Source organism: Mesotoga sp. B105.6.4, assembly GCF_002896535.1.
Taxonomy (GTDB): domain Bacteria; phylum Thermotogota; class Thermotogae; order Petrotogales; family Kosmotogaceae; genus Mesotoga.
Genome location: NZ_JWIM01000004.1, coordinates 1 through 22,473, shown reverse-complemented (window position 1 = coordinate 22,473; position 22,473 = coordinate 1). Strand labels below are relative to the sequence as shown.

20 protein-coding genes and 1 pseudogene are annotated in these 22,473 nt (G+C 45.6%); 13 read left to right on the top strand and 8 right to left on the bottom strand.

Going from position 1 to position 22,473, the window contains the following annotated elements; genetic code table 11:
* Nucleotides 1-29: 29 nt before the first annotated feature.
* Nucleotides 30-1,661 (bottom strand): capsule assembly Wzi family protein, encoded by a 1,632-nt coding sequence (locus tag RJ60_RS00960; protein WP_103133840.1) that lies wholly within the window; start codon nt 1,659-1,661, stop codon nt 30-32.
* A gap of 13 nt (nt 1,662-1,674) precedes the next feature.
* Nucleotides 1,675-3,054: a hypothetical protein gene (locus RJ60_RS00955; protein WP_258006145.1), complete on the bottom strand. Its 1,380-nt coding sequence runs from the start codon at nt 3,052-3,054 to the stop codon at nt 1,675-1,677.
* Between the two features lie 46 nt (nt 3,055-3,100).
* On the opposite strand from RJ60_RS00955, the gene RJ60_RS00950 reads away from it, so the two are divergent.
* The 3 genes from RJ60_RS00950 to cysK are packed head-to-tail and all read left to right on the top strand — an operon-like array spanning nt 3,101 to nt 5,771.
* Entirely contained in the window at nt 3,101-4,264 is a 1,164-nt protein-coding gene (locus tag RJ60_RS00950; protein WP_103133839.1) for an MFS transporter, read from the top strand.
* Between the two features lie 59 nt (nt 4,265-4,323).
* A complete protein-coding gene (gene epsC / locus RJ60_RS00945) occupies nt 4,324-4,887 on the top strand; it encodes a serine O-acetyltransferase EpsC (RefSeq protein ID WP_258006144.1) in 564 nt (187 codons plus the stop codon).
* A complete protein-coding gene (gene cysK / locus RJ60_RS00940; protein WP_103133838.1) occupies nt 4,884-5,771 on the top strand; it encodes a cysteine synthase A in 888 nt (295 codons plus the stop codon). Before epsC ends, cysK begins: the two co-directional genes overlap by 4 nt.
* 11 nt (nt 5,772-5,782) lie before the next feature.
* On the opposite strand, the gene RJ60_RS00935 is transcribed toward cysK, so the two are convergent.
* From RJ60_RS00935 to RJ60_RS00910, 6 genes are read right to left on the bottom strand one after another with little or no spacing between them, the layout of a single operon-like run.
* Nucleotides 5,783-6,637 carry a hypothetical protein gene (locus RJ60_RS00935; protein WP_103133837.1) on the bottom strand — a complete coding sequence of 285 codons (855 nt, stop codon included), beginning with the start codon at nt 6,635-6,637 and terminating at the stop codon, nt 5,783-5,785.
* The gene (locus RJ60_RS00930; RefSeq protein ID WP_146028882.1) at nt 6,634-7,446 is read right to left on the bottom strand and encodes an Ig-like domain-containing protein; all 813 of its coding nucleotides are present in this window, start codon (nt 7,444-7,446) and stop codon (nt 6,634-6,636) included. The genes RJ60_RS00935 and RJ60_RS00930 overlap by 4 nt, the downstream gene beginning before the upstream one ends.
* A 9-nt stretch (nt 7,447-7,455) precedes the next feature.
* Nucleotides 7,456-8,553: a YncE family protein gene (locus RJ60_RS00925; RefSeq protein WP_103133835.1), complete on the bottom strand. Its 1,098-nt coding sequence runs from the start codon at nt 8,551-8,553 to the stop codon at nt 7,456-7,458.
* A complete protein-coding gene (locus RJ60_RS00920) occupies nt 8,550-10,367 on the bottom strand; it encodes a peptidoglycan DD-metalloendopeptidase family protein (protein ID WP_258006143.1) in 1,818 nt (605 codons plus the stop codon). The genes RJ60_RS00925 and RJ60_RS00920 overlap by 4 nt, the downstream gene beginning before the upstream one ends.
* 5 nt (nt 10,368-10,372) lie before the next feature.
* A complete protein-coding gene (locus RJ60_RS00915) occupies nt 10,373-11,269 on the bottom strand; it encodes a DUF881 domain-containing protein (RefSeq protein WP_103133833.1) in 897 nt (298 codons plus the stop codon).
* 48 nt (nt 11,270-11,317) lie between these two features.
* Entirely contained in the window at nt 11,318-11,590 is a 273-nt protein-coding gene (locus RJ60_RS00910) for an HU family DNA-binding protein (RefSeq protein WP_103133832.1), read from the bottom strand.
* A 216-nt stretch (nt 11,591-11,806) separates the two neighbouring features.
* Between RJ60_RS00910 and RJ60_RS00905 the strand changes: the two genes are divergently transcribed.
* The 10 genes and pseudogenes from RJ60_RS00905 to RJ60_RS00860 all read left to right on the top strand — a co-directional run.
* On the top strand, nt 11,807-12,727 hold the full coding sequence (locus tag RJ60_RS00905; RefSeq protein ID WP_103133831.1) for an ABC transporter substrate-binding protein: 921 nt from the start codon (nt 11,807-11,809) through the stop codon (nt 12,725-12,727).
* The gene (locus RJ60_RS00900; RefSeq protein ID WP_103133830.1) at nt 12,711-13,472 is read left to right on the top strand and encodes an ABC transporter permease; all 762 of its coding nucleotides are present in this window, start codon (nt 12,711-12,713) and stop codon (nt 13,470-13,472) included. The genes RJ60_RS00905 and RJ60_RS00900 overlap by 17 nt, the downstream gene beginning before the upstream one ends.
* Nucleotides 13,456-14,145, top strand: coding sequence for an ABC transporter ATP-binding protein (locus RJ60_RS00895; protein ID WP_099829061.1), 690 nt, complete (start codon nt 13,456-13,458; stop codon nt 14,143-14,145). The genes RJ60_RS00900 and RJ60_RS00895 overlap by 17 nt, the downstream gene beginning before the upstream one ends.
* 58 nt (nt 14,146-14,203) lie before the next feature.
* Nucleotides 14,204-14,740, top strand: coding sequence for a DUF177 domain-containing protein (locus RJ60_RS00890; protein WP_103133829.1), 537 nt, complete (start codon nt 14,204-14,206; stop codon nt 14,738-14,740).
* 17 nt (nt 14,741-14,757) lie between these two features.
* Nucleotides 14,758-14,940, top strand: a complete 183-nt coding sequence (gene rpmF, locus RJ60_RS00885) for a 50S ribosomal protein L32 (RefSeq protein ID WP_099829059.1) — start codon at nt 14,758-14,760, stop codon at nt 14,938-14,940.
* A gap of 3 nt (nt 14,941-14,943) precedes the next feature.
* Nucleotides 14,944-15,942 carry a phosphate acyltransferase PlsX gene (gene plsX / locus RJ60_RS00880; protein ID WP_103133828.1) on the top strand — a complete coding sequence of 333 codons (999 nt, stop codon included), beginning with the start codon at nt 14,944-14,946 and terminating at the stop codon, nt 15,940-15,942.
* Nucleotide 15,943: 1 nt separating this feature from the next.
* Nucleotides 15,944-17,770 carry a glutamine--fructose-6-phosphate transaminase (isomerizing) gene (gene glmS / locus RJ60_RS00875; protein ID WP_103133827.1) on the top strand — a complete coding sequence of 609 codons (1,827 nt, stop codon included), beginning with the start codon at nt 15,944-15,946 and terminating at the stop codon, nt 17,768-17,770.
* A 107-nt stretch (nt 17,771-17,877) separates the two neighbouring features.
* On the top strand, nt 17,878-18,264 hold the full coding sequence (gene rsfS, locus RJ60_RS00870; RefSeq protein ID WP_103133826.1) for a ribosome silencing factor: 387 nt from the start codon (nt 17,878-17,880) through the stop codon (nt 18,262-18,264).
* A gap of 78 nt (nt 18,265-18,342) precedes the next feature.
* A complete protein-coding gene (rpsB, locus tag RJ60_RS00865; protein WP_103133825.1) occupies nt 18,343-19,152 on the top strand; it encodes a 30S ribosomal protein S2 in 810 nt (269 codons plus the stop codon).
* Nucleotides 19,153-20,051: 899 nt separating this feature from the next.
* Nucleotides 20,052-22,473: pseudogene (locus RJ60_RS00860) on the top strand (hypothetical protein); the annotation flags it as partial.

The window sequence follows — 22,473 nt, the reverse complement described above, 5'->3', positions numbered from 1 at the left end:
CCGGTCAACACATAGGCACACAGTTTCATCTAGAAAACGTAAGATACATAAGGCCTTATTTCGAAAATCGGTTTGTCATAACCACCGTTCTTCTTGAAATAACCTCCGAAATACATCGAGAAGTCGCTTCCGAAAGTGAAGTCCCTGTAAGGAATCATTATGTTCAGTGTCATGATATTTGCATTTACGGTCTCACCGACGGGGCCACTCCAATCTTCCGGATTCGTAAACTGACCGGGGTCGTCTTCAGGTTCTTCCATGTTCAAGTATGGTGTCTTAAGAGTAACCTCTCCCTGTTTGAAATGATCATAAACGAAGGAGATTGAAAGCCCGTTCGTCATTATCGCATTAGCCATAAGAGAAAAACCGTTCAGATCAGGGCCATATTTGAAGCCGAGCGGATAGTCCGTGAAATCCCTGCTTCCGGGAAGTTCGGATTTTGTGTAGATTCTGTTTGTAAATGTGAGAAGCGGCTGCCAGCGATTGTACATCCACGTGTCTGTATGATAGAGCTCCACAGAGGCAAGAAGCAACGTTCCCTTTATATCCGTCGCGTATCTAAGACCCCCACCATAAGCCAGGGCCGTTGGTTTGCCCCGCGCTCCGGCCTCTGTCGAACCGAACGAAACGTCATCGATGGCGATTTCTCCGTAGGCCTCGATTCCCTTAAACGGCGCTAGAGAAAAATCGAGCGAAGCCATGACGTTGGAGAAATCTTCACCGTAAGTATTGTGGAAGATGATGAATGGGTTGGCGTCGTTCAAATCCGGGTGCTTCCCTCCGACAACATTGATCTCGCCTACCCCGACCCTCCCCCAGCTTGCAAACTGGACATCGAACCGATGCCCTATGATCGTCTTCGCTCCTTCAGTGTATGGTCTTCTTTGATTGAGATCCCACACCTTTCCCTGCTTTATCCATTCTTCATCGTTCAGGAGAGAAGTCGGGGTAATGACCAGAAAAGAATACGTGAACCGGCCGTTTTTCCAGAGGGGAGTAGTATATGAAGAAGAGATATTATCGTAATAAGATGACGCATCGCTTATTGCAAGTCCATTTCTCATCGGACCCCAGGCAAGTTTATATCTACCTAGAGAAGCGTAGAAGCTTTCATTTGCGTAGGATACATAGCCGAAAGTAGGCCAGCTCATATCTAGCGCCTCGATTTTTCCTTCAAAAAACTCCACTGGAAAATTCATGTAGGGCTTCGAATCAAAATCATCACCGTGACTAATGTAACTCCGATAGTCTTTAGGAATATCTAGATTTATATACCCTGTGATATAGTCGGATACTTCACTTTCAAAACCCAGTACAAGCCAGGGCTTCAGAGTATCATAACGGTATCTCAAATAGAGCGGAACCACGGATTTTAGCCAGCCCTTCTCCTTGAAAGGCTCGAAATTGTGGATGAGGAACTGAGGAGTAACTCTCAAGTGGATTTCTGTTCCTGGAGAAGTCTTCACAACGGGTTGCTTAAGCTGGACTAAAGCAAAACCCTCAGGAATCCCTGTATTAGGTGTAAAGAGAGTTTTTCCTTCAATCAAGTTTCTGCCCAAAAATAAGTCATATTGATCTGTACCCTTGAATATCAACGTACCCTGGCTTGCAAGAATTGCCACCGACAACACCAAGAAAAACAGCAAAACAATCTTCTTCATCGGAATTACCTCCCTAAAATAGTGAAAAACCTTTTATGAAACCCACGTTAATCCAGAAATCAATGTGATCGGCGAAAATTACTTTACCGCCAGCAAAGAGCGCCGTATCTGGGCAGTAAGCGAAGAAACTCGCCAAAGACAGAATCATAGATCTGTTGATCGGTTTCTTTGGACCGTACCAGTTCTGGTCAAAAGGTGGCTCATAAGGAGAATCGATATTGGCTGAGCCAGTTCTGAGAAGCTCTGCCTTGACGCTAAGAGATATATTCTGACTCTCGTACTCGATGCCGACAAGGCTCAACGTTGAGTCAGGTCCAAAAGGAAATCCAAAAAAACCAGTGATAACTGGCCAAGAATCAAGATGCAAGACATTGAACCGGTATTGATAAGTGAACTTGCCGATGCTTATACCCCTATTGTAGAGATAGGTGGTTGCGTGGTAGTGTTCCATCCGCACTCTAAGTCCGCCGCTATTCAGAAGTGTTCGATCTCTGACTTCGTTCTCCGCTTCAGTGAATCTCAGTCCGGAATAGGGCAAGCCATCAGATATTTTCCATGAAAAACCTGCAAGCCAACCAAAGGCCGTGGGATTTGAATTAGGACTCTCCGTCGAAAGTCTGAAATCATCAAGTGTAAACTCACCGTAGGCAATAGCGCGGTCAATCTTAACCTCTGCCGCTATGGTTGCAGTTACGTTTGAATGATCCTGATAGGTATGATGATAGATTAGAAAAGGCCCAATATCCTGCAGATCAGGATAGACACCGTAAACGAGATTTTCTTCGCCAAAAGTGACCTTGAGATTGTCGTTCATATATCCGAACCGGTGACCAAGAAGTGTCTTGGGTCCCCCGCTAACTGTTCTGTCGGAAGATATAACAAAGAAATTATAAAGATACTCTCCTGATTTGGCTTTTCCATTCAACTCAATCCACAGGTGATCAAAATACGGCGGAGTATTTGAGAGAACAAAACTGTAAGTAGAACCACCAAGACTCAGTTTTCGCCTGCCCAAAGAGATCAGCGAATTCTCATCTCTTCTCTCGAAGTAACCGAGCCTGGGAAAATTCATGTCTACCGAAGGAAGGAAATTTGTCGTCGACAGCGGGAGATTCGAGAACCAGTTGCCCATCAAGTAATCGGAAAACTCCTGTCTCAGATCCATATTCAAATACAGCCTTGACTTCCCCAGGGAAATCTCCATGCCGCCCGAGAAGATTGCAGGAACACTCAAATAGCGATTGAGGTCTTCCAGGCTTGGCTTGTAGCTGTTGCTGACTGCAGGAAAGCTGTTAATCGACAGTGATGGTGACAGAATCACATGAAGTCCAGTGCTCCCAAGAGCCAATAGTGGTATGATAAGCATCAAAAGCAGCGCACGTTTTTTCGACAAGAGATTCACCCCCACTAGAATTCTACACCAGGAGGTTTGATATTCAGTGCGAATTTCTCTTTTTAGAGCCTCTTCCAGCATCCGTGAGATCTTTACCGAAATATTCATATATTCAAATCTCAGCATCACCGCTCTCTTTAGTCAGCTTTTTTACAGCAAAGGCTTTTCTGCAATAGAGATCGGGATTCTGATGGCGGTCACTCCTACCCTCTCAATTATTGCAAATCCTTTTTGGTTCAGGCGATCAAGCAGGACAGGCGGACCAACTGTCATGGGAATGGTCTCTATTGTATCGGCAGTCTCTGTCTGGGCAGTTTTCTTCTCACCAACCTTTGAAACTTCATTGATCGCAATGTGTTTCTTCTCATTCTTTGTTGTGAGCATAATACCTATCGCTGAGTCTGTGGTCGTTCCTTCTTTGAGAAACAAGGGCAAACGCTTTGATCGCGTGAGATTGTTCGGAACGGTTGGCTATTCCATTACCGCCCTTATCTCGGGAATCGTATTGAAGTACGGATTTGTCTTTTTCTTCATAATGGCCACAGTGTCATTTTCTACAGTAGCCTTGGTTAGTAAAGCCTATCCGACTGGCCGGAAGCTAAAAAGGACAGATGAAGAGACCGATCGATCATCTTTGCCACTTCAGTTTTACCTGCTTGTACTGGCCGGTGTCGCATCCATTACTATTGGAGCCTTCGGATCAACTTTTCTCCCTGTTTTAACTAGTGAAAGGGGCTTCAGTGTTTCCTCAGCAGGGTTCGCGTTTTCGTTGATGGCTTTTTCGGAAGTTCCCTTCCTTTTCTTCGCAGAAAATTTGGTTGAGAGACTGGGTAACACGCGCCTTCTCGTGATAGGAATCTTTGCAACAGGTCTTCGATGGTTTTTGACATCTATGGCGACTTCTTTTCCCATCTTTCTACTTCTTCAAATGCTTCACGGCATAAACTACATCGTAGTCTATTACTCTGTCATGAATTACATTCACACAAGATTTGAAGCCAGCAAAGTCACCAGGGCGCTCACAATCTACTGGATGTCGACTACCGGACTGAGCTATCTTCTTGGCTCCGTACTTGGCGGGGTGCTCATTCGTACATTTGGGATTGTAAGGGTGTACAACGCTACAGGAATAACCGGTATGGCGATTGCCATCTTCTTCTCGTTGATATTTGCAGCGTTTCACAAACGAACTGCCTTCACAAAGCGTTAACTCTAATGCCGATAAATATGGTATACTTAAAATACATAATTTCTATTGAGGGTGATGCAGTGAAAGAGAAGAACCGCATAAAGCAAACAATGATAGATATCTCTAAGGACATAGACGCCTATCTTGAGAAGGACCCGACAGCTTCAGGTAAATGGCACATAATTCTCTTCTCTGCGGGTTTTCACGGCCTCTTGCTATACAGGATTTCTACCCTTTTCTGGAAAAACAAGCTTGGGTTCCTCGCAAGAGGCTTACATTACGTTTCAAGGATACTTTATTCAATGGACATTCACCCTTCAGCTCGAATAGAAGGCGGCGTTGTAATTGATCATGGTGTGGGAGTTGTTATAGGCTCGACAGCTTCAGTGGGAACTGGAACGCTGATATATCACGGAGTTACTTTAGGCTCAAAGAATGTGATGAAGGGAAAGCGTCACCCGGATATTGGCCGAAACGTTGTACTTGGGGCGGGGGCGAAGATTCTTGGCCCGATATATGTTGGAGACAATTCTAAAGTCGGAGCGAACAGCGTGGTGCTTGAACACGTCCCTCAAGACTCTCTTGTTACCGGGATACCGGGGAGAGTCCATAGGATATCTGAAAGACTGGGATCACGACAATGAAAACTGTTGATTCTTTAATAGGCAACACCCCGATCATTAGGCTTCGATCTCTTGGAGATGCTTCATCGATAATGCTTAAAATTGAGAAAAATAATCCCGGAGGAAGCATAAAGGATAGAACGGTGCTTGGAATGATTCTTGAAGCCGAGAGAAGTGGTGCTCTCAAAAACGGGATGACCATAGTGGAGCCAACTAGTGGCAACACGGGAATAGCCATCGCAATGCTTTCCGCTTCTAGAGGTTACGGGTCGGTTATCTTTATGCCCGAATCGGCAAGTATCGAAAGAGTTAAGCTTATGGAAGCCTTTGGTGCAAAAGTGATAAGAACTCTCGCTGATAAAGGAATATCCGGTTCATATGACGAAGCCAAGAGCTTTCTCCGGAATAATCCCGGTTCAATAATGCTTGATCAATTCAATAATGAGGCTAATCCCTTTTTTCACTTCTCTACTACCGGTCCTGAGATGTTTCGGCAGGTCAACCGAGAGCTTGACGCTTTCATTTGCGGCATGGGAACGGGAGGAACAGTGACCGGGATTGGACGCTTTCTCAAAAAGGAAGCTCAACGTATTCATATTGCCGGCATCGAACCTGCAGGTTCGCCCTTCATTTCACAAGGGAGATCGGGCTCTCACAAAATTCAAGGAATCGGCCCCGGTTTCAGACCGAAGGTCCTCGACCTATCAGTGCTGGACGAAGTAATAACAGTTGAGGACGAAGAAGCTCTCTCTATGATGAAATGGCTTCACAGAAAAGAGGGGTTGATGGTCGGAATATCGTCCGGAGCCAACGTTTCAGGCGCTCTCAAACTCGCCGAAAAGGGCTTTCGAAGAATCGCAACCGTTGCTCCGGACACTTATGAAAGATACCTAAGTCTGACCTAGAAGTATCGATCCTATGGGCAATCGTGCGTATAGTTTGCTACTAGATTCACCGGACAATCCATTTTGACAACGATTACTTCCCCACACACTATCCCATAAGTCTCGTTAAGATCCCAGTCTCTGAAAGTGTACCCCTCGATTTTCGGAGCGGTAACAACAACTGTGGCCCCTTCATCATGCCATCCTTCACCAGGTATTTCTTGTTCATATCGGGCAGATGTCGCAATATTCAAGTAATAGGTCACTGAAAATCTTGCAGTTAATTTCAAAGAGTGATCCATGAGGATTTCTCTATATGGTGAAGTCTCCCCGTCGTCCCACTCGATAAAGCTGACCCTAACATCATCTCCGATAGGCTTTCTATAATCAAACTCTTGAAGTTCATCTATTTCAACTACTAGAGTCTGATCCCTTTCAGCAACATAATCCAATGGAATATTCAGGGCTTGATCATCAATAGAAACCTTGGGCGAAACTATCAATTCCTTGTCGGAGACAATTCTCAGAATCACTGGTGGGACTACGGTGGTGAATTCCCATATAGGGCCCTCTGTTTCGTCTTCACCGTCTGAAGCAACGACCTTCCAATAATAGCGGGCTCCCTCCTCAAGGTGAACCGGCTTATAAGTCTCTCCGGAAACTCCTGAAGCAACAAGGACAGGATTCGGAGTCTTACCGAGATAGACATCATACAACAAAGAATCGCCATCAAGGTCTTCGCATGACCAGCTAAGTGAAGTGTTTGTCGGAACAATTGTTTCGACCATTTTGGGGACAGGATCGAATGGTATGCTAGGTGGTCTATTGACATCAATTACGGTTATCTCGAAGCTTCCTGAAGAAGACGCTCCTTCTGAATCGCTCACAGCGATCTCAACATCATACGTTCCTGAACTCTCTTGACAGCAACGAAGACGTATTGAATGCCTTCAATAACTCCCACACCGGTGATTAAGGCGAAGGTAATCCCATCCCCATCGGGATCAAATGCATAATCAAGAAGGTCCAGATAAAGGGTCTCGTTCTCTTTGATTGTAAAATCAGGAATGACTATTTCGGGAGGCTGATTCGAGTCAAACACTGTGACCAGAAAAGTGCAGCTCCCCTGGCCCCCTTTGCCGTCCGACGCCCGAACTTCTACCTGGTACACTCCAACTTGCATTTCTCTTGCATCGAAAAACAGTTCTGTTCCAATTATCTGCCCAAACTGACCTACTAGCTCATAGGTAAGAGAGTCACCGTCAGGGTCTGTCGATAATTCGCTCAAGTCTATGGTCATTTCCTCGCCGACTGAAATCCGAAGATCACTGATTTCTATAGAAGGAGCTATATTGTTATCTATAACCGTCACCTTGAACCTTCTGAAATCTGAATCACTCCCGTTACTTGCTTGTAGTTTTACCCAGTAATCTCCAGCTTTATCATAACCGGGAGCGTAAAGATAATAACTTCCCTTGATCTCGCCAATTCCTTCCAAAACCTGAAAGTTCAGATCTACGGCGTTCCCTGACAAAATGTAACTGGCCAGCAATAATTCAAGAGTTTCTCCCTCAGTGACAACCTGAGGATCTATCTGCTTCAGTAATCTAGCTCTGGGAACCAACATGAAGAAGAAACCATCAGAACGACTAACAAGCAAAGAGTGATTCACAGAATCTTTTAAAACCCAATTCAAACCTCTGACTCATTGTGCTTTGAGAACCAGCAGAGCTCCAGTGTTTTTTCCTGTCTGCCAGTCTTCCTGAAGCAAAACAGCGATTTCCTTTCCGTTGAAAACAATATCTACCGGATAGCCATCTAACTCTACATATTCTATCGTATTTCCTCTGCTATCCAAAATCTCAAGTGTTCCAGTAATGGTCTCAAGAACGTAAATTCTTTCCCCGTTATGAAAGACTTTTATCGGGCCACGACCTAATAGATCATAATACTCCGTCCGGTAACTTGAAAGTTCCACAGTCATTATCTGGTCTTCACCGGTCAGAGCAACCCATATCTTTCCATTATGGACTATCGGAAAATTCGGGTACCTGCCAAGGTAGACTGTGCGCATTTCGCTGAAATCAGTTTTGGAAAGGATCTTCAGACTCTCCTCAACGTAGGAGATAACAAAGAGCCTATCGCCTTCGAGATGTATGTATGAAGGTCTCTTGCCGATATTCACTTCCTTTACCAGATTTCCCCATTCATCGAATACTAGCAGTCCCTTTTCGGTTTCGTGAGACCGGGTTAACATATTGTAATTGTGAAAAAGCGAGACGAAAAAATGCTCTGAATCCTCTGCCACAGAGAGTCCAATCACCGGGAGTTTGTGCCTCTTGATTATCTCTCTCTTAGCAATATCAAGCACTAGGAACTCATAGTCATTTGTGAGTATTCCGATTTTTCCATCAATGAACGATCCCGTAATCAGTCTGCTCGATGTTGGAATCTCATCAATCTTCTTCCATCTACTCGGATGCAAAGAAGCATCCACGACAACCAGCCTACCGCTGTAGAATCCAAAGCAGTACAGTTTCCCATCTCTATAGATGAGATCATTAATTCCGTCATTTCTCATAGTATCGAAAATCGTGATGGGCCTGAAACTGGTGTCGAAGACAACTAGTTCTGAATCGCCTTTCACAAGAGTAACGTAGTATGTACCGCTGCTGTTTTCGACCTCAACAATTCTCGAGGGCATAACTCCAAGGGGATATCTTTGCCCGAAAGTGATCGTTCCGAGCACATTACCTTTAAGAATCACGATGAAAAGAAGAAAGAGCATCATTGATCTTTTCAAGGGCGCTTCACCACATATACCAGAAGATCTTCTTTGAAACTCGACGCGATATTGAAATCATGGGTGTAAACATCGATCTTGTTACCCCTTATAGAACTACCGGTGTCCTCAACAACAAAGAATCCCTTGTTTGGAGAGGACGAGAAAAACGGAATATAGACAATCGAGCCAAGAGGAATTACGCTGGGATCGGCGGCAACCGTTCGATATCCCTTCACGAAATCCCCACTTGCAGTCATTTTGAAAGAAGGCGATGTCGGATTCTTTGCATCATCCCACTCAGTGTACATTGTAACCTCAAAAGTCCCCACATTATCGAAGATTATATCGGCTGGATTCACAGGGACATCTGCCTTCCAGAATTCAAAGTGGAGATTTCCCTTTGCATCTGATGCCAATCCAATGGTGTCTCCAACCCTTACAAAATCACCCTTGATAACCGTTCGGCTTCCCAGGCGTGCATAGACAGTCTTAAGGTTGTTCCCATGATCGACAACAACCATTTCACCGTAAAGATCGTTTACACGCTCCGAGAGAATAACTTTACCGGGAAGAAAGGCGGTTATCCTGGAATTCGGCGGGACGGTCAGATCCATTCCCGGGTTGGCATAGCCGTAATCATAGCTTCCGAAGTTCGATTCAATTGAATCAACGAGAAAGTCTACCCCAAGATTCAAGCCGAAATGAGTAGCGATTGATGCCTTAGCCATGAGATTATCCAGTGAGAGAGGTATCTTTATCTCATCCCCTCGGAATATTAGGTCCCAGTTCTTGACCTGAGGATTCATTTCCTTCAGCTGATCTACTGTGACACCGTAAGCCTGTGCAATGTTCCACAGACTGTCGCCCGATTTGACTATGTATGACACGTAAGACATTGGTTCTATGGTCTCGTAAGCTGCCGCGCCAAGTCTGCTGCGAATATCGGAAATCTCTCCAAGAAAGGTGGTCATTGTCACATAATCCCTCTGTTCAGGCTGTTCCTGTTGCTCAATAGCCTCCAGATTGACCGCAAGCTCGCGTGTCCTGGAGTCCATTTCCTCAATCCTCAATACCAGTTCGTTGAAAACCTCTGCATCTATAACGGCCGATCCAACAGTCTCTTCAAGTTCTGCAAGCCTCCTTGCAATCGAGTCATATCTTGCGCTATCGATGGCTGAAGTATCCGTTCTTGCTGCAAGCTGCTCGATCTTTCGCACGAGTTCTTCGTATTTCCCGTCATCTCGCTCAGGCTCCTGTTGAACAACAACAACTTCAGTGTTCTTTATCTCTTCTATTCTTCTGAGGAGCTCTTCGAATTTCGCCTCATCAATTGAGCTGTCGTAGCTACCCACTTCGGAGATTCTCTGGACGAGCTCTGTGTATCTTGAAGAGTTCAGAGATTCTAGGGCCTGGACTTTTCTGTTAAGATCGTCGATCTCCCGCGTCATTATGTTGGTTTCTACCGAGCTGGTCAATACTCCGTCGATCTTGTCATAGAGCGTCTTAACGATTGCTGCAGACGAGGCGGAGTCTATAACCGATTCAGCAAGCATATTCTTTATTATCTGAAGTTCTGCTCTCAGCGCTTCAAGCTCATCATAGCCTGTATAGGTGGGCTCTATTGCTTGAACAAAGTTTATGCGAAAGGCAAGCTCCTGTACAGCATCTTCAAGCTCAACTATCTTCCTTTGACTAAGAGCAATAGAGTCAATCTTCTCTTCAATAGCATCCATCTTTGCAAGAAAATCATCTCTAGTAATGAACGGAGAGTTACACCCCGTGAAGAGCACGAAAACAGGTATAAGAAGAGTAAGAAGGGTAACCCTTTTCAACTGAATCAACCCCCTCCCGCGGGAATGGTAATAAACTCAAGAGGCAGAAAAGTCATTTCAATCTCCCTGCCCTTGAAAAACTCCTTCAAGAGACCCAGACCGGAAACCAAATAATCATAATCGCCCAACACCTCAATAACAATAGGCGAAATTTGAGTAGGTACATCATCAATTATAACAGTTGCTCCTACGCAACGCACGTAAGTATATGGCATTATTCTCTTCCCATTTAATGAGATCTTAGTTGCCCTCAAGGCATATATTTCGTTCAGAATCATAAGGATATCGCTGTCATGGATAATGCTACTTCCTTTGAAGCCAGATTCAATTCTTATTCGTACACCTTTTCCAACCTCTTCCTCGTAAAACTCACTCCGAGTACTGTAAGGGACAACAGTTCCAGAAACGGCGTTTTTGACATCAACCATACTGGATTCTACAAGCGACTTGAGCTCTTCCAGCTGCCACTCAAGAGAGACAATCTTTCCTCTTATTCCCTCTATCTGGGTCGAGTAGTCTACAGTCTCTCTTCTATCCAGTGAAGTGAGAAGATTCCGAATGTTTTGCATATCATTTGAGAGATTTGTCAACGAGTCCCCAACGGAAGAACTGCTAACAGCAGCCGAGGCTGAGTTCAGGTTTGCAATAATCCCCTGAAAATCGGTGATTATCTTCGAAAGATCCTGTCTCACTTCAAGAGAAGAAAGTGAGTCGAGATTCTGGTTGAGCTGGGAAACTCTTTCGGACATGGTCTGAAGTTTGTTCTCTATTTCCTTTGTGCTGAGACTCGAAACCATTTCATCGCCAAACTGCCTGAGAAAGTAGATGTTCAAGAAAGCACCCAAAGCCACAATAATAATGAAGATAACAAAGAGAACCCAGATTCCTTTCAAGTCTTTCACTCCAAAACAAAAGCGGCGGCAACTCCGGCCGCCGCAGAGTCTACGACACTATTTTACCTTTTCCTTCAGTTCCTTTCCAGGTACGAATTTAGGAACTTTTCCGCCCGGTATCGTAATGGGCTTCTTGGTTCTCGGATTGACACCCTTTCTGGCCTTCCTTGAAGCTACCATAAATGTGCCAAAACCAACGAGTCTCACAACATCACCTTTAGACAGTGTCTTCTCGATGATCTCGATCACTGTGTCAAGGGTCTTTCCAGCATCTTTCTTAGTAACACCCGTTTTCTCAGCGATTTCAGCGATGAGTTCTTTTTTGTTCATACTGTTCCCCCCTTCGCATGAGATGTCGCTATTATTCTACCACTCAGAGCTCAAATTACCAAACTCCTTATAGAGGGCGATTCTAGCCTTCATCGGGAAGAAATCGGCCCTGAGAGTGCTGATTCGGCTTCAGACTCGCGATTTGGCCTTCAAAGCTGTTAAGCCGTCGTCAGGCAGGCGAATTGAGTGTATAATTGCTAGTGGAGGTGGTTCTATATGAAGAAACTCATTATTACAGTTTTTGTGGTGTCTCTAGCCCTCGTATCTTTTGGTATCAATTACATAAATCCAGTTGGTCCTACTCTAATTCCAATTGCTGAGTTACTCTCCTCGGATATCTCTAATGAAGTTCCGGGTCTCGAAATCAATTTGTGGAGAAGCGTCGACGAAGCGATTTCAATGCTGGTTACAGGGAGGGCACAGATAAGCCTTCTTCCCGTAACCGTTGGAGTTAAGCTGGCAGCTTCTGGAGTAGATATTAAGCTCGCGGCAGTGAGCATGTGGAATGGCTTCTATTTCATATCTACAGAGAAGTCGATAGATGATATAAAAGACCTGGTAGGAACGGTGATCTATACCTTGCAGGCACCCGGTCAGACAGCAGACACCATTCTTCGCGGCGCCCTTGAGTCCCGTGGATATGAAGTCGGAAGAGATGTGTCGATAGTCTACGTAGGTGGCGCCGAGGCTGTGCAGCTTCTTGCGAGCGGAAAAGCCAAGCTCATACTTGTACCTGAACCGTTTGCTTCTCTTGCCGAGGCTCGTGTTCAAAGTGTAATAAGGTCCATGCCGATTGAAGATCTATGGGAAAGCTTCAACGATAGGAGAATCAACATTCCTACATCGGGGATATTCGTAAGCGGTTCTCTCGATAGAAGTGTTGTCGAATCATTTCTTCTCCTTTACCAGCAGTCCATGAGCCTGTCGCTCGCTAATAGGGAGAAGACTGCAGAGATAGTGTCAGAAAAGATGGGTGGCTTCCCCATTCCTGTACTGCAGAAGGCAATGGATACGGCAGGCTTTCTATTTGCAGACTCCGAAAAAGCCAGGGAAGAAACAACGATATACATTGAAAAGCTGCGGGAACTCGATCAGGAACTGACGGGTGATATTGATCTAGATGCTCTCTTCTTCTAGAAGGAAACAGCTTGCGCCAATTCTCTCGGTAGGTTTTCTTCTACTGGTGTGGTTTGTCGCATCTCTGCTGGTTTCAAGCAACCTTCTATTGCCTGGTCCAGGCGAAACAATAGCTGAATTCACGAAAATACTCTCAAGCGCTAGAGGCTGGTCGAATATTGTCGAAACATGCTCAAAGGCTTTTATTGGGCTTTTTCTCGCGCTGGGGATGGCCATGGTGACCGGGTTTCTTATGGGTCTGATCGATGTATTGTATGAATTGCTCAGACCGTTGGTAGTGATTCTCCAGTCTATTCCTATCGTATCCTGGCTTGCTCTGGCGATCTTCTGGTGGGGGGTAGGGTTCTCTTCTCCAGTATATATTGTATTGCTTACGCTATTTCCTATCTTCACAATTAATATTGCAGAGGGAGTCAGAAACGTAGACAAGAAGTTGGTAGAGATGGCAAAAGTTTACAGGCTCTCCAGGAAGGTTGTTCTCAGGAAGATCTATCTTTCCTCTGCCTTTCCCTTCATAGTGTCGTCAATGAGAGTGGGGGTTGGAATCATGTGGAAATCAGTCGCAGTAGCTGAGTTCATGGTTGGGGCATCCGGTATAGGAAGAGCAATGTCCGATGCGAAGTACTCAATAAACACTACCAGAGTCTTCGCTTACACTCTGATCCTTGTGATTCTCGGCATACTTACCGAGAAGCTTCTAGATCTGCTAATACGAAGGAGTGCCCGCTATGCACTTAAGAATTAGAGATCTGCATAAGCAGTTTGACGGGGAGAAGATAATAGATGGTTTCAGCTACTCTATAGACGGTGATTTCTTCCTAACGATCCTCGGCAGCTCCGGCTGCGGTAAAACCACACTACTGAGAATCATCGGCGGTATCCTGAAGCCCGATAGCGGAACTGTTGAACTTGACAGCAAACGCTTGGGATTTGTATTCCAGGACGATAGGTTAATCCCGTGGTTGACGGCTGCCCAGAATATCTCCATTGTCTCACCTGGGTGCGACCCGGTTGAGTTTCTCTCATTTGTTGGACTGAAGAAGCATAAGAGCAAGTATCCTTCTCAGCTAAGCGGCGGGATGCGCAGGAGAGTCAATATAGCGAGGGCGTTAGCCTTCAACCCTGATATCATTCTTTTGGACGAGCCGTTCAGTTCTCTAGATGTTGTAATTAAGGACAGGCTGATGGAAGACATCCAGAAAATCTGGATGAGGAGGGGAATCAGTGTGATAATGGTTACACATGATCCTGCGGAAGCAGCGAGGCTCTCGACAGACATAATAATCATACAGGACAAACTTTCGAAGACTGATTCTATAGATCTCGGCAGTCCGGAAGAGAGAACAATGGACGAAATCGATCGAATAGCTCGTAGCCTGTTATCTAGAATGAAGGAATCTTCTTCATTTGTTCAATGAAACGTGAGTAAATCGAAATAGCCGTGATGTAGTATTTGCTGGCACAGAGGTGATTGAAATGGCGAAAATCCATGAGTTAATCGTTGATCTGAACAGCTTCGAATTCAAGAAGACGATAGATGTCGTTCTGGACCCAGACTTCACAGAAGAGATAAAGCTGACAAGCGCTGCAGAGACCCACATCGAATTGTATAAAGATAAGGATTCGATCATTGTAACAGGTTCGGTGAAAACAATCCTCGAAGAGAACTGCGCAAGGTGTTTGAAAGAAGTCTCAATCCCGATTGAAGGAACAATTGAAGCCACCTACGTACTTCAAGACAGTGTTGTTTTTGCAGAAGACGGCACAAGCGCCGACCTGGATAATGTTCTGAGGCTTGAGGGAGATCTGCTGGACTTGTCAGAACGCGTTATTGAGGCTATAATTGTTGAGGTTCCTCAGAAGGTTCTGTGCGAAAAAGACTGTGCAGGTCTGTGTCCGTATTGTGGAGCAAACCTTAACGATGAGCAAAACCATTCGTGCCAGAAGAGGGAAGAGATTCAGGATGAATGGCACAAGGCTATTTCCGACCTGAGAGAGAAATTGAAGAGTTAGATATAGGAGGGATTAGAGTGGCCGTTCCAAAGCAAAAGCGAAGCAGGAGCAGAACCCGCTTGAAGCGCGCAAAGACATATAGTGCGATCAAAGTGGCTGTTTCTACATGTCCAAACTGCGGCGAACCAAAACAGCCACACAGAGTGTGCCTGCACTGTGGCTATTATGGAGGAAGACAGATTCTTGAGATTGGTGAGTAACAGATGCAAGGCGTAAGAATTGCCCTCGATGCTTTTGGTGGAGATAATGCTCCCGAAGTTAACATAGATGGTGCTTTTCTTGCTCTCGAAGAGTTTCACGATCTTGAGATAGTTCTGGTAGGAAAAGAAGAAAGTCTCAAGCCTTTGCTGAAAGAGACGCCTGAAAGCTCAAGAATTCGAATAGTTGATGCGGGAGAGGTTTTTCCGATGTCGGAAAAGCCTTCTCTTTTGCTGAGAAAAAAGGAGACCTCTCTTTACAAAGCCGCACAGCAGGTGAAAGACGGAAAGGTCGATGCTCTTGTTTCTGCAGGGAATACGGGCGGGGTTCTTGCCGCCGCACTTTTCATTGTGGGAAGAATAAAAGGCGTTGATCGAGGCGCTATCGCCGTTCTAACTCCCTCCAAGAATGGATTCACCATACTGGTCGATGCCGGAGCAAACTCCGAAGTCAGGTCTGAGCACCTCCGCGACTTCGGCAGAATGGGCTATGAATACGCGAAGCTTCTCGGAAGAACCGACCCGAAGGTTGGGCTGCTTAATGTTGGTGAAGAGCAAGAGAAAGGTACTGAACTCACTAAGCAGGCATTCGACTATCTGAAAGCTGAGCTTGGCGATGATTTTGCTGGGAATGTTGAAGGCAGTGATATCAACTACGGAGATGTAGATGTAGTTGTCTGCAGCGGATTCGACGGAAACGTTGCCATGAAAGCAATGGAAGGCACGGGAAAGCTGATTTCAGCAACGCTTAAGAAAGAAATCAAGAGGAGCGGTCTTTTCGGACTGATCGGTGCTCTCTTTCTCAAACGTGCGCTGGGACGGCTGAAAAGAGCTATGGACCCGAGTGAGTACGGAGGTGCTTTCATCCTTGGTGTTAAAGGGGCCGTTGTGAAGGCCCACGGCAATTCTAATGCCCTCGCCATAAAGAACGCAATTAGAGTTGCTTACCAGGGAGTCAAGGGCGATCTAGTTAAGAGCCTCGAAATGAAGATTGGAGAAAAGTAGTATGTGCGGCATTGTTGGAATGGTTGGAGAAGACCTCACAATAAGAAAGCTTGTAGATGCCCTGAAGAAGCTTGAATATAGAGGCTACGACTCTGCAGGAGTTGCCGTGAACAGTCGAGAAGGTCTAAGAGTAGCGAAGGCCGTTGGAAGGATTTCCGCTCTCGAAAAGATTCTTGGAGACGAGCTGGATTCGAGCGTTGTTCAGGGAATTGCCCACACCAGATGGGCAACTCATGGAGGGCCTTCCGATTTCAATGCACATCCTCATACCGATTGCACGGGAAAGATAGCGGTTGTGCACAATGGTATTATCGAGAATTTCGACGTTCTGCGAATAGATCTAGAAAAGAAGGGCCACATTTTCAAGTCGGTGACCGACACAGAGGTAATAGCCCATCTCATTGAAGACCATTATTCCGGTGACATTGTTTCAGCCGTAAGGCATACTTTGGTGGATCTTGAAGGTGCGTATGCAATTGGCGTAGTTCATCAGGACCATCCCGACGTAATCGTTGCAGCTCGCAAAGGGAGTCCCCTTGTCGTAGGATCTACTGGCGAAAGCGGCTATCTTGCCTCAGACGTTACGCCTCTATTGAAGCATATTAGAGACGTCTACTTCATCGATGATGGAGAACTTGCCGTAATTCGTCCAGGCAGTGTAAGTATATCCAGATTGGACGGCACATCTGTTAGAAAATCATCAACTAGGATAACCTGGGGCGAGGACTCGGCTGAAAAGGGCGGCTATGATCATTTCATGCTCAAAGAGATATTCGAAGAGCCACAGACTCTTAGAAATGCTCTCATGTCCAGAATAAAGGATGGAGCTCCCAGGTTCAAAGAGATTGATCATCTGAAAGAAGAGATCGCGAAGGCTAGATCGATAACTGTACTGGCTTGCGGAACAAGTTACCACGCAGGATTAGTCTTCCAGAGATTCATACAGGACTATTCTGGGATTCGGATAGAAGTTGAAGTGGCTTCAGAATTTCGTTACAGAAGATTGCCGGAAGGATTCAGTGACCTTGTCATAGCTATTTCCCAATCAGGTGAGACGGCAGATACTCTTGAGGGGATTCGTAAGGCGAAAAGACTTGGGACCAGAATCATATCTCTTACAAATGTTGTTGGGTCAACAATTTCGAGAGAGAGCGACGCAGTGATTTATATAAATGCCGGTCCGGAGATAGGTGTGGCAGCCACCAAAACTTACGTCGCACAGGTTGCAGTCCTGCTTCTTCTGGGAGCCTGCATCTCCACCATCATAGGTCAAAGCAGTTCAGATATCGCAAAGATTGTTAATGAGCTGGAAGGGATGCCCACGGTTTTTGAGAATACACTCCCAGCCGCTAACGAACAGTGTAAAAGACTGGCAGCGGAATACTCCGATTTCAAACATTTCATGTACATGGGCAGAGGGTACAGCTATGCAACTGCCCTGGAAGGCGCCTTGAAGCTCAAAGAGATCAGTTATATTCACGCAAGCGGTTATCAAGCCGGAGAGCTTAAGCATGGCCCTATAGCTTTACTGGATAAGGACTTTCCGGTCTTTGCTATAGTTCCTGAGGATGAATTGAAGTCGAAGATGATTTCCAACATAATGGAAACCAGAGCTCGAGATGCAAAGGTTCTGGCTATCTGTTCAGAGAACGACAAAGAAGTCTCAAAGACCGTGAACAGTCGTATCGAGGTTCCTCGTGTTCTCGACCCCCTATATCCGCTGGTGATGTCACCTTATCTGCAGCTCTTCGCATACTACATCGCGGTTAAGAGAGGACTCGATCCAGACAAACCGAGAAACCTGGCTAAGAGCGTCACTGTTGAATAGAGCAGAATCAAGATCGATTTTGGCGCGGTTTTGGAAGTGGTTTTGCATGGATCGTTTTCTGAAGGGTTTTTTCGGAGTACGGTGAACCGTCAACGGATGACCATGATATGAATAGGAGAATCAATTTGGATAACGTAGTTAAGGAGATCGCAGACATTTTGGATGAAAAGCATGGAGAAGACATAGTAATACTGGACGTCTCCAAGGTGTCAAATCTATCTGATTACTTTGTCGTAGCAACTGCCAATTCCGACCCCCATATGGGTGCTCTTCGAGAGGCGATACTCGAGTACATCGAAAAGGAAACCGTCGAGATCATCTACTATGACAAAGGAAAAGGCTATGATTGGCTGGTAATAGATGGCGGTTACTTCATCGTCCACATATTCAGTAAGAAGGGAAGAGAGTTCTATTCTCTCGAAGACCTTTGGTTGAACGCAAAGCGTTACACATATAGAGATCTCGTCGCTGACGAGGACAACACACGGCAGTAATCGCAGTCGATCCCGGTGCCCCTTCTGTAGGGGTCGATCGGCGCAAAGCCGGAGGAAAACCAAAACGGAGGTGTATTTGTGTCGGTAGTATCTATGAAACAGCTTCTCGAAGCCGGAGTTCACTTCGGTCACAGAACGAGAAGATGGAACCCCAAGATGAAGCCATATATTTATGGTGAGAGAAAAGGCATCTACATCGTAGACCTTCAGAAGACACTTAAGCTCATTGAAGAGGCCTATGAGTATGTGAGAAATTCTGCTCAGGAAGGTGCTACGTTCCTTTTTGTTGGCACAAAGAGGCAGGCTCAGCAAATCGTACAGGAAGAAGCGAAGAGATGTGACTCCTTTTACGTCAACAGCCGCTGGCTCGGTGGCCTTTTGACGAATTTCACCACGATCAAGAAGAGAATCGAGGCTCTCAAGAACTTCGAAGAAATGGAGGAGTCGGGAAAGCTCGCCGCTCTACCGAAGAAAGAGCAGAGCATGATCAACAAAAGGCTCGATAAGCTTAGAAAGAACCTGAGCGGTGTCAAAGAAATGCAGAAGCTTCCCGATGTTATCTTCATTGTTGACCCCAAACAAGAAGAGATTGCCGTGGCGGAAGCCAACAAACTCGGCATAAAGGTTATCGGTATAGCAGACACCAACTGTGATCCAGATGTAATAGACTTCATAATCCCCGGAAACGACGACGCCATAAGGGCAATTCAGTTGATCGTTCATACCATGGCCGATGCTATTCTTGAGGGCAGAGAGGGTCTAAACGCCGCTGCTCTCGAAACTAAGAAAGAATCGACTGCCGAAAAAACTGTCGAAGTCTCTTCAGATGAAGAAAAACCCTCCGAAGAATTAGTCGATGACTTAGATGATTCAGAGGACGAAGAATAATAGAAGCAAATTACGCCTTTAGTAAGTCGGGGAGCCTTTCGGCTCCCCGTTTTTTTAACTAATCAATACTCACAACATCTTCTTTGGAGTTCCATAGTCTTGTCCTCAGCTCTAGAATCAGTCATCATTATCAAATAACTACGGTTTCATGCATCTCTACGTTCTTGATTTTAAGTCCCCGCTTGAGCGCTCAAACTGGATCTCATCTCATCCGTCTCATGCTCTCTCTAAACGCTGCGCTCTTCTTACCTCTTTCCTCTGGCCTCTTACATCTTTTGCCCCCTTCCCCTTCGACCCCCAATGGCCCTTCCATTAGGTTTCTGAACGGTGGTTTGAAGCCTCCACCTGCATGGCGGCTTCGAGGGGCCCTCCCTCATCTTCGATTAAGCATGGCTTGAAGTTTCCTTCTTCGCCTTCTTGGCACACAGCAACCAATAACTTTATTACCTGAAAGAGATCTGCAGAATTTCGTAGACTCTTTCTCTTTGAAATGCTCTATTGTTCCGCTACGCTTTTTCAGCTGCAAAGTGATTACTTCGGTCTCCGGAAACAAACTGATAATTCGCACTGTTCTTTCGCTAAATGCTCAATAATCCAGAAATTTCGGATCAATTTTTAATGTTGTTTCTTTGTAAATTAATGGTAAATACTCATAACGATGCCAGATTATGTATCGGTAAAAAAAGTCATCCGTTCGCTTGCAAGATAAAGTAATACTTCCACCTCTCTCATAATGAGGTATAAGTGACGGACAATGATTTCCGCAATTACACACAGATAGATATGAAAACTTAGGTCAGATGATTGATGCGTATGCATCTGTCGAATATGTATACAAATAGATTGGATCGTATATAATAATTCTATGGAGTTGCATTCCTGATTTTGGGGGAATACTTATGAGGATAAACTTGAAAGGCATACTGATATCGATTTTCATAGTTTTCATAGTACTTATGAGCAGTTGCGTACCGAGAGTGAGACTCTTCACTCTGGAAGTGATTTCCGAACCCGATACTATTGGGATCGTTCTTCTGGATGAGATAGAGCAAACTGAATTCGAGCCTTCGGACATCCGTCTGACTCCGTTCAGCATTAGCTTGAAGCCTGAGGAGCGAGTCGTAGTTAGAGTCGTGGACGAAGAACCTTTGCAGGAACTGGAAGAGATTCACGTTTTCTACGGCTGGAGTGATGGATCACAAGACAATCCCAGGGTAATAACAATTGATTCCAACAAGAAACTCGAAGCAAAGACTTTGACGAAGTTCAAGGTGACTGTCAGCACAGATCCTAAGAAACTCGTGGGGATTCCCGGAAGTGGCTGGTACGAAAAGGGAAGCAGCCTAACGCTCACCGCCCCGCAGGTTGAGAACTACACCTTCAACGGCTGGAATGTCAACGGAGAGACGATAAACGACAATCCCCTCGTGATTACAGTCAATAAACCAACAAAGATCGAAGCCGTTTACAGTGAAATACCTTTCAGGACGCTTTCTGTTGGAAGCGAACCCGAAGGATTGAAGATAATCATAGACTCACTTGAATACACGTCACCTTGGAGCATTCAAGCAAGAGAAGGTACTTCCCATACGATAGAGTTCAAAGCTCAGGAGAGGGACGAAAGCTCTTTCGTATCCGGTATAGACACAAAATACACATTCAAGTCATGGAACGATTCCATTACTTCAAATCCGAGAACGGTGCTCCTCGATTCGGATAAGAGCTTCACAGTCCAGACGGAGACACGATATCTAGTCGAGACCTCGACACTGCCCGAAGGAGTTGCCAGCATAGATGGCGCTGGCTGGAAAGTAAAGGACTCTCTTTTTTCTTATGTATCACCTGATTCAATCGGATACGACTTTTCGCACTGGGAAGTAAACGGGATCAGGATAGATGGAAGAAGTATAGAGATAATTCACGATTCACCAAAAAAGATAGTCGCCGTATATACGCTCAAGGGATACAGCGTGAATGTGGACACTGAACCTTCGGGACTTGAAGTGAAAGTGAACGGAGTCAAGAAAGTAGCTCCGGCAAGTGTGGTAGTTAATCATGGAGATACGGTATCACTTGAGATACTGACTCCACAGGAGAGAGACGAGAGCGGTAATGTAGAAGGAATAGACACAAAGTACAGTTTCACCAGGTGGAACGACGGAAACACATCAACAACCAGGAATCTCGTTCTCTCTTCTTCTGTCTCTTACACCGCCCAAATGAAGAGTGAGTATTTCGTAAGCGTGAGCTCATCGGTAGTCTCTATTCCCGGAAGTGGCTGGTACGAGAAGGGCAGCAACCTCACACTCACCGCTCCGCAGGTTGAAGGCTACTCCTTCCTCAACTGGACGGTGAACGGAGAGATAGTCGAGAATCAAGAACTCTGCATAACAGTAGGCGAACCTTCGAAAATCGAAGCCGTTTACAGTGAAATACCTTTCAGGACGCTTTCTGTTGGAAGCGAACCCGAAGGATTGAAGATAATCATAGACTCACTTGAATACACGTCACCTTGGAGCATTCAGGCAAGAGAAGGTACTTCCCATACGATAGAGTTCAAAGCTCAGGAGAGAGACGAAAGCTCTTTCGTATCCGGTATAGACACAAAATACACCTTCAAGTCATGGAACGATTCCATTACTTCAAATCCGAGAACGGTGCTCCTCGATTCGGATAAGAGCTTCACAGTCCAGACGGAGACGCAGTACCTCGTCGAGACCTCGACACTGCCCGAAGGAGTTGCCAGCATAGATGGCGCGGGCTGGAAAGTAAAAGACTCTCTTTTTTCTTATGTATCACCTGATTCAATCGGATACGACTTTTCGCACTGGGAAGTAAACGGGATCAAGATAGATGGAAGAAGCGTAGAGATAACTCATGATTCGCCAAAAAAGATAGTCGCCGTATATGCGCTCAAGGGATACAGCGTGAATGTGGACACTGAACCTTCGGGACTTGAAGTGAAAGTGAACGGAGTCAAGAAAGTAGCTCCGGCAAGTGTGGTAGTCAATCATGGAGACACGGTATCGGTTGAGATAGTAACGCCGCAGGAGAGAGACGAGAGCGTTAATGTAGAAGGAACAGACACAAGGTACAGTTTCACCAGGTGGAGCGACGGAAGCACTGCGAAGGCGAGAACGATAACCGCGACTGGAAACTTATCGTTGACCGCCCAGATGAAGAGCGAATATCTTGTAAGCGTGAGCTCTGCGGTGGCATCTATTCCCGGAAGTGGCTGGTACGAGAAGGGCAGCAGCCTAACACTCACCGCCCCGCAGGTCGAGAACTACACCTTCAACGGCTGGAACGTCAACGGAGAGG